Raw genomic sequence first — 14,482 nt, forward strand, 5'->3', positions numbered from 1 at the left:
ACGTATCCGATGCACGCATCAGATCGACGTATCAGATACTGGAACCGAACCTCTCCGAGGAGGCCCCCATGCTGGACATCGCCGAAGAGCTGAACCGGTGGGTCGAGCAGGGGCGTGACTTCGCCGTCGCCACCGTCGTGGCGGTCGGCGGGAGCGCGCCCCGGCAGCCCGGGGCCGCACTCGCCGTCGACAGCGAGGGCACGGCCATCGGCTCGGTCTCCGGCGGATGCGTGGAAGGTGCGGTGTACGAGCTGTGCCGGCAGGCGCTGGAGGACGGCGAGACCGTCCACGAGCGCTTCGGGTACAGCGACGACGATGCCTTCGCCGTGGGTCTGACCTGCGGCGGAATCATCGACATCCTGGTCACCCCGGTCCGCGTGGGCTCTCCCGCCCGGGAGGTGTTCGCGGCCGGGCTGGCCGCCGCCGCTCGCGGCGAGGCCGCGGCCGTGGCCAGGATCGCGCAGGGCCCGGCCGAGCTCATGGGTCGCGCCGTGTTCGTCCGTACCGAAGGCGCCCACCAGGGCGGCTTCGGCGGCCACCCCGAGCTCGACCGCACCATCGCCGAGGAGGCCCGCGCGATGCTCGACGCCGGCCGGACCGGCGTGCTGGAGATCGGCGCCGACGGCAGGCTCTGCGGAGAGCCGCTGAAGGTGCTGGTCGAGTCCAGCGTCCCGCCCCCGCGGATGATCGTCTTCGGTGCCATCGACTTCGCCTCCGCCCTCGTGCGGATCGGCAAGTTCCTCGGCTACCGGGTGACGGTGTGCGACGCGCGGCCCGTCTTCGCGACGAAGACCCGTTTCCCCGAGGCGGACGAGATCGTCGTCGACTGGCCCCACCGCTACCTGGAGACCACGGTCGTGGACGGCCGGACCGTCCTGTGCGTGCTCACCCACGACGCCAAGTTCGACGTCCCGCTCCTCGAACTGGCGCTCAAGCTGCCCGTCGCCTACGTCGGTGCCATGGGCTCCCGCCGCACCCACGAGGACCGCAACGAGCGGCTGCGCGCGGTCGGGGTGACCGAGCTCGAACTGGCCCGGCTGCGTTCCCCGATCGGCCTGGACCTCGGCGCCCGCTCCCCGGAGGAGACCGCGCTGTCCATCGCCGCCGAGATCGTCGCGAACCGCCGCGGCGGCACCGGCGCGGCCCTGACCGGCGCGCACATCCCGATCCACCCGGACATCGCGCACACGATGCTCGACCGGATCGGTTCCGTCGCCTGAAGGCGTGACGGCCCGACGGGCCGGACGCGAGAAGCCGGACGTGAGAAGCCGGACGTGAGGAAAGGGCGCACCCCGTGGGGGTTGCGCCCTCGTGCCGTTCCCCCTATTTTACCCGCCGGTAATAGGAGGCACCCTCTCCATCCCTTCCCCGTACCGGAGTTGAGCGGATGTTGCGTACCGTGCGAACCCTGGGCCTGCTGGCCGCGGCCACCTTGCTCACCGCCTTCACGCCGGCCCCGTCGGGTGCCGCTCCCGGCGCCGCTCCGGGCGGCGGCCTGCGCGAGGTGTTCTTCGTCGGGAACAACTGGGAGGGGACCGCCGACGTCCTCGCCTCCACCGGCGACCTCGCCAAGATCGGCCGGATCGACGTGGTCCCCGACAAGGCGGAGCGGCTGTGGGAGATCTACCTCAACCCGGTGAAGCTCGCCTTCTTCCTCGGCATCCGGGAGAGCGCGGGCGAGGGGCACGACCAGTTCGTCGACGACATGTTCACCACACCGGACGGCTCCGCGGTCGTCGTCTCCCGCCCCAGCTTCGCCGACGTCGTCTCCATCGACGTGGCCTCCGGGCGCGTCAACTGGCGCTTCCCGGTGTCCGGGTACCGCTCCGACCACATGGCGGTCTCGCCGGACGGGACCCGCGTCGCCGTCTCGGCCTCCACCTCCAACACCGTGCACGTCCTGGACATCACCACCGGGCGGCAGGTCGGCTCCTTCGGCACCGGGGACAAGCCGCACGAGAACACCTTCACCCGCGACGGCCGCTTCCTCTGGAACAGCTCCATCGGCGAGGTGAACACCGCCCTCGACGCGCCCTGGCTGGACTGGACGAAGGGCGACCGCAAGATCACCGTGGTCGACGCGCAGACCTTCCGCACGGTCCGGGTGATCGACATGCGGGAGCGGCTGGACGCCTTCGGCCGCCGCGACCTGTCCGATGCCGTCCGCCCGGTGTCCTTCAGCCCCGACGAGTCGAAGCTCTACTTCCAGGTGTCCTTCTTCAACGGCTTCCTGGAGTACGACGTCCCCTCCGACCGGATCACCCGCCTCAAGACCCTCCCGATGAACCCCGCCACCAGCACCGACCGCACCACCTGGGTCAACGACTCCCGCCACCACGGCATGTCCATGAGCCCCGACGGGGCGAAGCTCTGCATCGCGGGCACCATGGACGACTACGCGACCGTCGTGGACCGCGCCACCCTCGCCGAAGGCCCGCTCGTGCCCGCCGCCAAGCCGTACTGGGCCACGGTCTCCGGCGACGGCAGCGCCTGCGTGATCTCCGAGAGCGGCGCCGACCGGGTCACGGCCATCGACTTCGCCACCGGCACCAAGCGGGTGTCCGTCCCCGTCGGGGACCACCCGCAGCGCGTCCGGCTCGGCCACGTCCCGGCCGGCTGGACCGGTCCCGCGGCGCGGTAGTCCGCACGAGGTCCGCGTACCGGCCGGGGTCCGCGTGCCGGCCGGGCGCTCGCGTTCCGGCCAGGAGGCGCGCGTTCCGGCCGGACGTGCCGAACCGGCCAATATGAGGTGACCAGTCCGCTGATGACCGATTAGTCTCGCGATCATGGTGGACATCCGCGAGGTACCCGAGTCCGACATCGACCGTGCTCTGGAGCTCGCGTACCTGGTCTTCCACGATCGGCCCGAGAAAGAGGTCCGGGAGAAACACCATGCCCTCCTCGCGAGTTGCGACCGGATCGGTGCCTACGACGGCACGGTCCTGGCCGGCTTCATGGCCGCGCACGACTTCCGGCTCTCGGTGCCCGGGGCGGACCTGCCCTGCCCCGGGCTCACCTTCGTCGGCGTCGCCCCCACCCACCGCCGGCGCGGCGTGCTCACCGGGCTGATGGACGAGATGCTGCGGCGGACCGCCGACGCGGGCAGCCCGCTCGCCGCCCTCTGGGCCTCCGAGGCCGCGATCTACGGCCGCTTCGGCTACGGCAGCGCCACCACCGGCGTCACGATCGAGATCGACTCCACCCGCCCGCTGGCCCTGCGCATCGACCCGGACCGGCGCCCGCTGCGGCTCGTCGACCCGGAGGAGGCCGTCGGCGTCATCGGGCCCTTCCACGAGGCCGCCCGGGCCGGACGGGCCGGCCGCCCCACCCGCAGCGCGCAGCGCTGGTCCGAGGAGTGGCTGGCCGAACAGGACGAGGAGGACGAGGAGCTGAGCCCGCCGCGGATCATCGTCCTGGGCGAGGCGGACAGGCCGATCGCCGGGTACGTGCTCTACCGCACGAAGCCGGAGGACGACGGCGGCGCCGGGGCCGGACGCACCCGGGTGCCGGGCCTGGTCCGGGTCGACGAGCTGGAGGCCGACACCCCTGCGGTCGCCGCCGCGCTGTGGGAGTGCGTGGCCTCCCTCGACCTCACCGGCACGGTCCGTGCCTGGGGTCGTCCGGTCGACGACCCGTTGCTGCACTTCGCCGCGGACCGGGACCAGGTGCGGATCACCGCCCAGTTCCCGGCGCTCTGGCTGCGCCTGGTCGACGTGCGCGCGGCGCTGATGCGGCGGTCCTGGGCCGCGCCGGTGGAGGTGGTGCTGGAGGTGCACGACGTACGGATGCCCGCCAACGCCGGGCGGTTCCGGCTGACGGCCGGGCCGGGCGGGGCCGCGTACGAGCACGCGGACTCCGCCGCCGACCTGGCCCTGGACGTGCGCGAACTGGCCGCCTGCTACCTCGGTGGGACCCGGGTCGAGGAACTCGTCGCGGCCGGGCTGGTACGGGAGCACACGCCCGGTGCGGCGGCGGCGCTGGACGCGGCCCTGCGCACGGCCGTACTGCCGCACACGGGCGACGAGTTCTGACGTACGGCCGGGTCGGCGGGGCGTGCCGCGTGCCGCCCGCCGCCGACCCGGCCGGCGGGATCAGGCGGGCAGCGAGATCCGGGCGGCCGACATGCCGAAGCCGGCTCCCAGGACGGCGGTGGACAGCCGGTCGGGCTGCGCGTGCAGGTCCTCCGGGCGGTAACGGCGGATCTGCTGGTGCCAGTTGAGGATGCCGGCGTGCCAGTCCTTGAGCTCGCCCACGTACGCGTCCAGGGCTTGGCGCGCCTGCCGGCCGAGCTTCCAGTCGTCGTAGAGCAGCGGCAGCTGGTTCGCCACGATGTGCTCGAACTCCTCGGTCCGCCGGGTCATCAGCTCATGGCAGATGCGTAGGGCCCGCGGGTAGTCGATGTCGAAGAAGTTCCGGGTGACCAGGAGGTAGTTGTGGACCTCGCCCTCGACCTGCACCTCCTTCTGGTAGGAGTAGATGTCGTTGATCAGGCAGGCGGCGTCCGCGACCGCGTTCTCCAGGGAGCGCATGGTCCCGGAGGCGTAGATCTCCTCGGGGATGCCCCGGCCCCGGTGCCCGAGGCGGCACAGGTACATCGTGAGGTGGCTGCCGAAGGTGTGACGGCGCATCTCCGCGTAGTCCACCGGGTCCGGGATGCGGTTCTGGATCTGGTTGTCCACCTCCCACACCCAGCTCTCCAGCATGCTCACCAAGGTCGCCCGGAACTCGGTGCGCTGATCGGCGGACATGGCGGTGCCGGTGCGCACCCACAGGTCGCCGAGCGCGCGCTCCATCGCCGTCACCGGCTCCGGCTGTTCGGCGTGGTCGACCGGGATCATGGCGATCAGGCGGGCGGTGGTCGCCTTGGCGGCCGGAAGGTTCTTGCCCTGGGCGAAGACCACCGGGTAGTAGTCGTCGCCGTACGTGCCCCAGGTCAGCCAGCAGGCGTTGAGGGCCAGTTGCTCCGGCGTTGCGTCGGGGTCGATCCCGGCCGAGCAGAGCGCGAAGTCGAAGCCGCGCAGCCGCTCCTCGGTCCAGATCGCCGAGCCGGGGTCGCCGGGCCGCGGGTCCAGCAGGCCCATCCGCCGGGCCCAGGCCACGGACTCCTCGCGCGCGTGCGCCAGGTGCGGGCTGAGGGCGAGCCGGTGCGGCATGTAGATCTCGGGGATGACGGAGGGGCCGGTGCGCTCGAAGGGGACGTGGGTGAAGGAGCGGTGACGCAGCTCCATCGAGCGCCGTGTGAACACCGACCGCAGGTCGAGCGCGGTGGTGCCGAGCCCGGACGGCAGGAAGGGCAGGGTCGCCGGGGCGGTGGGCCGGGCCTCCTCGTTCATGTAGCGGCTGGAGACCATGTGCCACTCGTGGCCGCCGGACTGCCAGTCCTGTAGGCCCTTGGTGTAGGCGAGGACGGCCGCGATCTCCGCCGGGTCCAGCGCGTGGTCGGCGAAGAGCTGCGGGAGCTCGCCGATCGCGGTCTGCTCGAACTGCTGGAGGCGGGAGGTGAGCAGGTCGTTGGAGGCCTCGGCGGCTTCCTGGGTGGTGCAGTCCAGGAAGGTCTCCAACACCAGTACGGCATTGGAGAGTTCACCCTCGTCGGTGACCTCGCGCTGGTAGGAGAAGATGTCGTTCCTGATGTGCACGGCGTCGGCGAAGGCGTCGCGCAGCACCGTGAGCGGGCGCGCGTGCGCGACGCGTGCGGGGACCTCGGCGCAGACGTACTCGATCAGGCCGGCCGACCAGGGGGCGCCGCCCACCTTGCGGCGCATCTCGATGTATTCGAGCGGGTTCGCCACGCGCCCGATGTCGATGTTGGCGAGCTCCCACAGGGACTCGTCGAGGAGGTTCTTCGTGGACAAGGAGAACCGTTCCCGCCAGCCGGCGGACATCGCGGGGACCGTCCGCGCCCAGAGGTCCGCGAGGCCCGCCTCCACCGGGTTGGTGGGCTCGGGGAAACCGGCCGACAGGTCCATGGGCATGAAGGCGGCGAGCCGGTCGAGATACGCCTTGGCACCGGCACGGTCATGGGAGCGCTTGAACATCTCCAGGAAGTGGTCGTCGAAGAAGAACACCCACACGTACCAGTCGGTGACCAGGGCCAGCGCGTCGCGGTCGCAGTCGGGGTGGGTGTACGAGCAGAGCAGCGCGTAGTCGTGCGAGTCGAGGTCGCTCTCCTCCCAGACCCCGGAACCCTCCAGCATCCCGAAGGCGCGCGCCCACTTCTTGGTGTGGGTGCGCGCGTCCTCCAGGTGGGGGTTCAGTCGCGCCGGATAGGGCACGTAGAAATCCGGCAGTTGGAACGGCTGCGTCACGGCGGGGTCGGCCTTTCGTCCATGGGTACGGGGGCCCGGCGGCCCGGTCCCCCGCACGAGGTCAGCAGGGCACTACCCCTGGTGCCCGTGGGACAAGGGTGATTTCACTGCTTCAGGTGACGCACGGGGCGTTCCGCAGCGCCGTCGCCCTGCTTGTGATTCGACGACCTGTGGACTTCAGAGGAGGGAAGCGGCGCGTGTATATGAAAAAGGGCCGCGCCACATGTGTGGCGCGGCCCTCATTTTCGGCTTGTCCGGCGACCTGGAAGCCGTCGCCCGGCTCTACCTCCTGCTAGAGGCTGTTGGTTGGGCGAGACAACTCCGGAGAAAAGACATGGTCCCATGAATAGGGGCACGGAATGATGTCGTCCGACCATATCGAGGAGACCTCCACGCCATCAACGATGGCGTCGAGCATGTCCACGGAGTCGACCTCGATCATGGCAATTCTCGCCATTCCGTCAGCCGCATTTCGGTAGACTCTCTCCTCCTTTCTTCCGATTTCAATCGCGCGCAGCCTTGCAGCCTCGAAGTCGGATGCTCTCAGCAGGTAGGACGATGTCCTCACCGTAAGGATAGAGTCATTGTCCGAGTAGTGAGCAAATCTGATCCGGCAGCTAAACCAGTCCTCAGTACTCACCATTGCTCTCATCCCTCCAGTAATGGAATAGCATCTAGCAGATCTTCCCCTTGTAGTTGCTGTCGATGTCGAACCTCTTGTCGATGATCATCTTTCTCGCCTGTGAATCGCCGTCGGCCTTGGCTGCCTTCAGGGCGTCTCCGACAGTCATGCCAAGGTAGTCGCTCCCCAACTGCTGCCGAACTCCACCCTTCCGGTACTTGGAAATGAAATCCGATACGCTCATATTGCGGTTCATCACTGCAGGGCTGTTCGCGGGCAGGTTGACACCGCGAGCAAACTTCTTGTCGGCCGCACTGGGCTCAGAATTTTCGTTGTGTACGAGGACCGGCTCAGCGCCGGCAAGGACATAGTACGTGTGCAGGTCAGCGACGGTCAGGTTGTAGGTGACCTTGATCGCCTGGTAGTTGCGCGTCGAGGCGACCGATACCTCGCCGTCCTCGTCCGTGCGCAGAGTCATGCCGGGCTTGAGGGCATCAGCGGTGAGCCAAGCCTGCTCGGACTCCGACCAGAACAGGTGGTGGCCCGTGGCGGTGATCGTCCGCACTTCGTCGGCAGTCAGGACCCCGATGTCGACATAGGACTTGTCGTCCTCGGTGCGAATCGTCGCGGTGACGGCCTTGCCCGCCGTCTCGTCGGATTCTGGGTCGGTCGCCAGTACGAGATCGTTGGGTTCGAGTTCCTCGATCGGCTTCGTCGACCCATCGGCCAGGAGTACTTCGGTGCCGGCAACGAAGCTGTTCGGGCAGGACCTCGTATTGGGTTTCCCGCCACCGGAGGCCAGATAGGCAAAACCTGCGGCGATTTCCCGGCCTATGCGTTCGGACAGGTTCGGTTCGTAGAGGGGAGTGTCGACATTGTTTCCGGTCAGCGCCGCTTCGACCGGCCCGTTGCACGTCAGGAAGTCGCAGTAGTGCTCGCTGAAGTACTCGATGTCCTCGATCGACGCCCCGTACATGTACATCTTGTACGCGACCTGCTTGGTGACGCTGCCGCTCGACGGGTCGTACTTGACCTGGATCTTGCGCAGCTCCTCCTTCGAGGTATTGCTCGTGTTGCGGACGTACTTCTGACCCGAGGTGTAGAGCTCCACGGCGCGGTCGTACGACTGCTGAGCCTGGCCGACCTTCGCTGAGCCGTACTGCTCGGCGTACAGCCGCCTGACCTTCGCCTGCTCCATGGCGGCGATGTTCTCGGAGACGATCCGGTCGTAGTTCCTGCCCTTGCTGATGGGCTGTGTGCCGCGGTTGCCGCACACGTACATGCCGCTCATGCACTCTTCGAGCTGCTCACCCGACGGGTCCCAATTGCTGACGGGGTTTCCGTTGGAGTACGTGTATCCGTTCATTTGGAGCGGGTCGGTGATGTCGAGGACCGGGTCGACCGACATGAAGCGGCCGGTGCTCTGGTCGTACTCACGCGCACCGATGTGCGTCAGGCTCGTGCTGGAGTCGTCGACGCCCGTGCCGAGGAAACTGCGGTCACCGGGCCAGTCGGCAGGCACCGCCCCCCGGACGTTGCCGTACGGGTCGGACTTGCGACGGTAGACCTTCTGGCCCGCGGCCTGCTCGACGGAGGTGGTCGCGGTGTTGTGGTGGTCGGACAGCAGGACGTTGAGCTTGTGCCCCGTTGCCTTGCTCCCCGTGCGGCGGGTGGTGGTGACACCGCCGGGGCCGCCGTAGTAGCGGACGGCGTCGATGGCCTGACCGGCCTTGTTGACGGTGATCTCGGCGTCAGCGAGGTAGAGGGTGCGGCTGTTGCCGCTCTCCTCGATCAACCGGTTGCCGCCGGCGTCGTAGATGTAAGTGGTGGTGTTCTCGAAGCTCCACTGCTGGGCGACGGCGCCCGCGACACAGGTGTAGATGTCGAGGTCGTTGCCGTCGACGGGGTTGTCGTTGGGGACGGTGACGCAGGCGTTGGCCGCCGGGTTGTACAGCGTCTTGTCGGCGGGACGGTAGGTGAACTTCTGCTTGGCGCTGCCGTCACAGGTCGCCAGGACCGCATCGCCGCCCTGCGCCGTCAGGCACTTGCCGAGGGCGCGGACGGTGTCACCGCTCAGCTTCCACTGCTGAGCCGCGGTCGTGTTGCACGGATAGAGCTGGACGGCCGTGCCGTCCGCGCTGGAGCCATCGGCGACGTCGATGCACTTGCCCGCCATGCCGGTGACGGCCACCGCACCGATGCCGGGGCTGCTCGCCGAGCTGAGCTTGTTGCGGCGGTCCCAGGTGAGGGCCTGGGTGTCGCCGTCGATGCGCCGGGACTTGGTGTTGCCGGAGGCGTCGTATTCGTAGGTCGAGAGCGAGTTGACCGTGGACGCTGCCGTCTTGGTGGTCTTCTCGGCCTTGGACAGGGCGTGGGGCTGGATGGTGACGGGAGGCAGGGAAGCGTTCCCGCCGACCTGGACGCCGTAGGTGTACTTCGTCTCGTCGTCCAGCGCCGGGTTGGTGAGGTCGTGGTCGATCAGCTTGGTGCGATTGCCGATCTTGTCGAACTGGTACTCCTGCCAGTAGCCGTCGCCGTCCGGACCGGCGGTGACGTCGTTCAGCGAGGGCCCGGCGCATGCGGCGGTCTTGCCCGTCCACGCCTTGGTGAGCTGGCCTACCGCGTCGTACGCGAAGCACTGGCGGTCGACGCGGCCACCGGCCTGGGTGTCCGTGATGGAGGTCGGGTTGCCGACCGTGTCGTAGGTGTAGGAGAGCGCGGAAACGCGGTTCGGGCTGGCGGTCTCGCGGTCACTGATCGACTGCTCGACACGCCCGGTGTTGCGGTTGTGGATGTTGGTCGTCCACACGCGGTTCGGCGCATTGCCGGACGCCGTGCGCAGGACTTCGCCGTACGGGCTGTACACGACGTCTGCGGTGTACCAGGACAAGCCCGAGATGGTCTTGGCCATCCCGTCGGCGTCGTACCGAGTGATCAACTTCTCGGCTGCCAGACCACCCGGAGTGGCCGGCAGCGTCGTCGACTGGACCTGGCCGCGCGGTGTGTAGGTGGTGCTGTACGCGTACGTCCCGGCGAGACCCTTGGTGGCAGGCACGTCCGGGATCGTGATCTTGGTTCCGGTCGGCCGGTACTCACTGTCGTAGGCGGTGACCTCGCTGGTGTAAGCCACCAGGCCCTCGTAGCGCGTGGACGCGACGGGCAGTCCCTTGGCACCGGTCAACGTGTCGTACGTCCAGGAAGCGACCACGGGGCCGTCCGGGGCGTCGTCGCGCATCTGGGTGGTACGGCCGAGCGCGTCGTACGTCGTGTACTGCGTCCGCCCGGAAGAATCCGTGGCGGACACCTTCCGGTCGAGGTTGTCGTACGTGAATGCCGTGGCGCCCATGTCGGGGTCGCCCGACGAGGTCATACGGCCGCGGGCGTCGTAGGTGTACGTCCACTTGTTGCCGACCGGGTCGGTCACCTTGGCCAGCTTGCCGCGCACGTCGTACGCGTAGGTCGTGTCCTTCCACGTGGTGAGGTCGGTCGCCGTGTAGTGCTGGATCAGCGAGGTCCGGCCCGACGTGTCGGTCCAGGTCTTGACCGCACGGCTGCCCGAGAGCGGCGCCTGACCATCGGCCGACATGCCGGTACGGGTCAGCGTCCAGTCGCCCTCGTACCTGCTGGTGCTGGAGTGCTGTGCCACATCCGCGTACAGCGTGGTGGCGCGCACGGGGCGGCCGAGGCCGTCGTATGCCGTCTTCGTCGAGTTCGGAACGTGGAAGACGCTCTCCGGGACGAAGATCTTTCCGCTGGGGCGGCCCTCGGCGTAGTAGCCGTTGTTGGTCTGCCGGACGGTGCCGTTCGCGTTGTAGAGGGTGTCCGTGATCAGACGGCCGCCGCCCAGGGCGTCCGCCTGGGTCTGGCGCGGCCGCAGCTGGCCGTCGTAGATCGCGATGGACGTGGCGTAGCTGCCGTTGTCCCGGAGGGTCTTGCTGGTGACGACCGGGGGCTCGTGCTCCGAGATCTGGTACTCGAAGGTCTGGGACGCCGGGTCGGTGGTCTTCTGCGACGGCGTCCAGACGGCCTTGGAGCGACCCAGGTTGTCGTAAGCCTGGCTGAACTTGCGGTTGTTGGTGTCGATGTCCTCAAGGACGGTGCCACGGCCCGGGTCGGTCTTGACGACGCGCGTGTGCCCGAGAGGGTTCGTCGTCTTCGTGCTGAAGGGGACGCCGGTGGCGGGCGTGAACACGGTGGAGGTGGGGTTGCCGGCCGGGTCGTGGACCTTGACGGTCCGGCCCAGTGCGTCGTACTCGGTCTTCGCGGTGGTGACCCAACCGGTGCCCGCCGCGTCGTTGCTGTCCACCTGGAAGGGCAGCCCCTTGACCGGAGCGGTTCCGAAAGCATTGAGCGCGTCGTACGACGTGCGCAGGTCGGAGAGCATCGCGGCGGTGCCGGCCTGGGCGCAGGCGCCCGTGGTGGCCCGTACCCGCTGGGGCAGGCCGATCAGGTGCTTCGCCGGGTTGTGCACGTACGTCGTCACCGTGCAGATCTGGTCGGCGATGACCGAGCTGCCGCTGCCGTCCTCGGCGCGCGATTCGGTCTGGGCCGACTCCAGGAGACCGTAGGTGGACTCGAACGTGTTCTGGGAGCGCCCCACGCGGAAGCGGCCGCCGCTGATCGACTGGATCGTGTCCGTGCGCGAGTCGTTGACCCGGTAGGCCTCGAGAGGGGTGGTTCCGTCCCGGGGCCGTGTCGCGGTCTTCTGGCTCGAGGGCCAGGTGAGGACGCGCTTGTCGACGCTGCCGCCGGCCTGGGTGTAGGTGATCACCTCGGCGGTTCGGCCCTGGTAGTGGGTCAGGTCCTCACCCAGGGTCTCCTTGCCCGTGGAGTCCTTGATCGTGACCTTCGGCCGTCCCGCGTCACCGGACATGCCGCGGAAGAAGTAGGTGCGGGTCTGGGATTCGACCGTCGCATCGCTCTTGCCGGCGTTCGCCGTCACGCCGCCCTTGGTGACGACGGACGCGTAGCCGCGCCACTGTCCGTACGTGCGCAGTTCGGGCTTGGTGAACTCGTCGGTGTCCTTGGCCCAGGCCGCGCCGCCCTCGTAGGTGTAGCTGGTGGTGACGTCGGGCTGGCGGGCGACGCGGTCCTTCTCGACCACGCGCTCGACGACGTACTTGTTGAACCAGGCCAGCGGGGGCTTCTCGAGATCACTGTCGGGTGACCAGTGGACCGGGAAGCAGCGGGTGGTGTTCTCCTCCGGCTTCGGGTGCGTGGTGCCGACAGCGCAGGGGGCGGAGTAGTCGACGTAGATCTCGTTGCCGGTCTCCGTGCGGATGGTTTCCACGCGGAGGCGGTCGAAGTCCGGGGTGGCGTCGCCCGGACCCGTGGCGACCCGGTTGGGCATGTCCTGGACGTTCGCGAGGAAGGAAACCGGCGGGAGCGAGGTGCTCTCCTGGTTGCCGTTGGTGTCCTTGGTGGTGCCGTAGCCGGTGCGGGTGATCGACTCGAGCCACAGCGGCGGGTGGGTGTCGGTGCGCTGCTTGGGGAAGGACTGGGTCAGGTTCCAGCGGTCGACGAGCGAGAGGGCCGTGGCGCCGTCGGTGCGCTGGCCGTACGTGGTGACGGCGGTCAGGCGCTTGCGCGTCCAGAAGCTCGGCGAGGTACTGAAGCAGTCCTTCGCGTCGGCCTTGCAGTGCAGGGACGACGGGGTGTCCCACCAGGCCTGCTTGTCACCGTAGTTCTTCGACTCGAACTCGGTGTCCGTGCACTTGGCCGAACCCTCCTTGATGCACCGTTCGTTGACGGTGAACTCCACCTTGCCGGCCGGAGCGCCGGAGAGGTTGGTGGAGCGCAGGCCGTAGGTGATCTGGCTGGGGTAGCCGCCGCGGGTGTAGGGGACCTTCGCCTGGAACTTCTCGTTCTTGGCGTAGTGGTTGGTCTCCTTCTTCCAGTCGATGACCATCGCGTTGCCGTGGAGGTCCTCGACGTAGTCGAGGTTCCAGCGCCAGCCCTGGTTGCAGGAGGAGTCGGCGAAGGCAGCTTGGTAGCACGGCTCGCCGGGGTGATTGCCGAACACCGGGACGGTGAAGACCGAGTCGGTCACGGCCCGGGTACCGGCGCCGTCGACGTCGTGGCGACCGAAGTGGTAGCGGACGCCGTCACGGGTGGTGACGACCCAGTACTCGCCGTCCTTCGCGCCGTTGGCGACGTTCGCGTCGGTCACGCGCTCGATCTTGGAGCCGTCGTCCCCGGCGGGGACCCACTGGCCCGAGGCGGCGTCACGGACGAGCTCGGTGCTGCTACCGCCGAGCGACATCACCATGTTGTCGCCGGCCCAGCACAGGTCGTTCTTCTTCTTGTCCGTGGAGTTGTCGTTGTTCGGCTTGCCGGGCGTGGCCTTGAGGTCATCCGAACAGGTGCGGTACCGGCGCTCGATGAAGCCGGGGTGGTAGTCCCAGCCGTCGCCGATCCAGGAGGCCTGGCTGTTCGCGACGGACGTCTTCCCGTCCACGGACTGCGAGGAGTACGTGAACGCGAGCTTCGGCACGGGCCCGGCCGCAGGGGCGGGTGTGCCCAGCGGGTAGGTCCACGAGAAGTCACCGCTGTTGCCGCCGGCCGACCAGCTGCCGGAGGGAGCGAGGGGGGTGGCGCTGTAGGTTCCGCCGGGGCCCGAACCGGAGTCGGAGGCGGCCAGGACCATCGGGCCGCCTCCGCCGACGGCCATGGTGCGCATGCCCTGGCCCGGCGCGGTCGCCGGGTCGACGGTCGCACGGACCGTGCCCGTCGCCGGGTCGTTCGTGCTCGGGACGGCCTTCGCCGTGTTGCACTCGGGCAGCGAGGGGGTGGTCAGGAAGCACTGCGGGAGCATCTTCAGCTCCAGGCGCGTCGACCACTCGGTGCCGTACAGATCCTTGAACTGCTTGTAGTCGAGCTGCACGTCGACCGGGGTCGAGCCTTCGGCCGGAGGCGTGACCTTGATGAGAGCGCCGTCGATGTTCGCGGCTTCGGTCACCGCGCGGGCCTCGACCGCCACCGACCACGTGCCCGACGGGGCCGGAGGGGTCGGGTTGGTCTCCGTCGGCGAGGCCTTGCCGATGCTGATCGGCAGGGATCCTGCCTGGATCAGCTGGTCGCCGGCGAGAGCGACGTTCGCCGTACCGGCGCTGGGCGGAGTGACCTTCGACGGTTCGTACTCGGCCGGAGGCTGGACCGGTGCTCCGGACCAGCCCTCCAGCTTTGCGGCCTCGACCTTGTCGAGCTTGGCCTTGAGGTCCTCCTGGAGGCCCGGTAGCTGCACTCCGGCGCGGTCACCCGGTGGTGCGGCCCAGGCTTGAGTGGGTAGAAGAGATGCAACCAGCATCACGGAGACCGTGATGCTGGTGCGCCCGGCAAGGCCCATGCGTCTCGCGCGGGCCTTCCTGATTCCGGGCAGGCGAAGACTGTCGGCCGACAACGGCGACATGTGAACCCCCCACGATCTGCCACCGCGTCAAAGGCGCGCGTGTGACAGGAAACTGACTAGTAGCCACGTGATTCTGTGGTCCGGCGTGGCCTAAAAGCCACCTCGAGCTTGCCCGTGTGGCGTTAATCACCTGACGGTCCGTAT

The 14,482-nt window shown here is 68.6% G+C and carries 6 protein-coding genes; 3 read left to right on the top strand and 3 right to left on the bottom strand.

The genetic code is table 11. From position 1 onward, the window contains the following. Window positions 1–68 precede the first annotated feature (68 nt). From OG594_RS33860 to OG594_RS33870, 3 genes are all read left to right on the top strand, one after another. Complete coding sequence (locus OG594_RS33860; protein WP_266606190.1) at window positions 69–1,220, top strand: XdhC family protein; 1,152 nt, start codon at window positions 69–71, stop codon at window positions 1,218–1,220. 167 nt (window positions 1,221–1,387) lie between these two features. Beyond that, window positions 1,388–2,641 (top strand): YncE family protein, encoded by a 1,254-nt coding sequence (locus OG594_RS33865; protein WP_266606191.1) that lies wholly within the window; start codon window positions 1,388–1,390, stop codon window positions 2,639–2,641. A 145-nt stretch (window positions 2,642–2,786) separates the two neighbouring features. After that, window positions 2,787–4,031, top strand: a complete 1,245-nt coding sequence (locus OG594_RS33870) for a GNAT family N-acetyltransferase (RefSeq protein ID WP_266606192.1) — start codon at window positions 2,787–2,789, stop codon at window positions 4,029–4,031. A 60-nt stretch (window positions 4,032–4,091) separates the two neighbouring features. Here OG594_RS33870 and OG594_RS33875 read toward each other — a convergent pair whose 3' ends face one another. The 3 genes from OG594_RS33875 to OG594_RS33885 form a co-directional block, all read right to left on the bottom strand. Next, a complete protein-coding gene (locus OG594_RS33875; protein ID WP_266606193.1) occupies window positions 4,092–6,308 on the bottom strand; it encodes a germacradienol/geosmin synthase in 2,217 nt (738 codons plus the stop codon). A gap of 292 nt (window positions 6,309–6,600) precedes the next feature. Further along, on the bottom strand, window positions 6,601–6,951 hold the full coding sequence (locus tag OG594_RS33880; RefSeq protein WP_266606194.1) for a DUF4288 domain-containing protein: 351 nt from the start codon (window positions 6,949–6,951) through the stop codon (window positions 6,601–6,603). Between the two features lie 31 nt (window positions 6,952–6,982). Then, a complete protein-coding gene (locus OG594_RS33885) occupies window positions 6,983–14,236 on the bottom strand; it encodes a ricin-type beta-trefoil lectin domain protein (RefSeq protein ID WP_266606195.1) in 7,254 nt (2,417 codons plus the stop codon). Between the last annotated feature and the right edge of the window lie 246 nt (window positions 14,237–14,482).

Source organism: Streptomyces sp. NBC_01214 (assembly GCF_026340975.1).
GTDB lineage: Bacteria > Actinomycetota > Actinomycetes > Streptomycetales > Streptomycetaceae > Streptomyces.

Coding starts and splice junctions, on each gene's coding strand:
- OG594_RS33860 (WP_266606190.1), top strand. CDS start 69: ATGCTGGACATCGCCGAAGAGCTGAACCGGTGGGTCGAGCAGGGGCGT.
- OG594_RS33865 (WP_266606191.1), top strand. CDS start 1,388: ATGTTGCGTACCGTGCGAACCCTGGGCCTGCTGGCCGCGGCCACCTTG.
- OG594_RS33870 (WP_266606192.1), top strand. CDS start 2,787: ATGGTGGACATCCGCGAGGTACCCGAGTCCGACATCGACCGTGCTCTG.
- OG594_RS33880 (WP_266606194.1), bottom strand. CDS start 6,951: ATGGTGAGTACTGAGGACTGGTTTAGCTGCCGGATCAGATTTGCTCAC.
- OG594_RS33885 (WP_266606195.1), bottom strand. CDS start 14,236: ATGCTGGTTGCATCTCTTCTACCCACTCAAGCCTGGGCCGCACCACCG.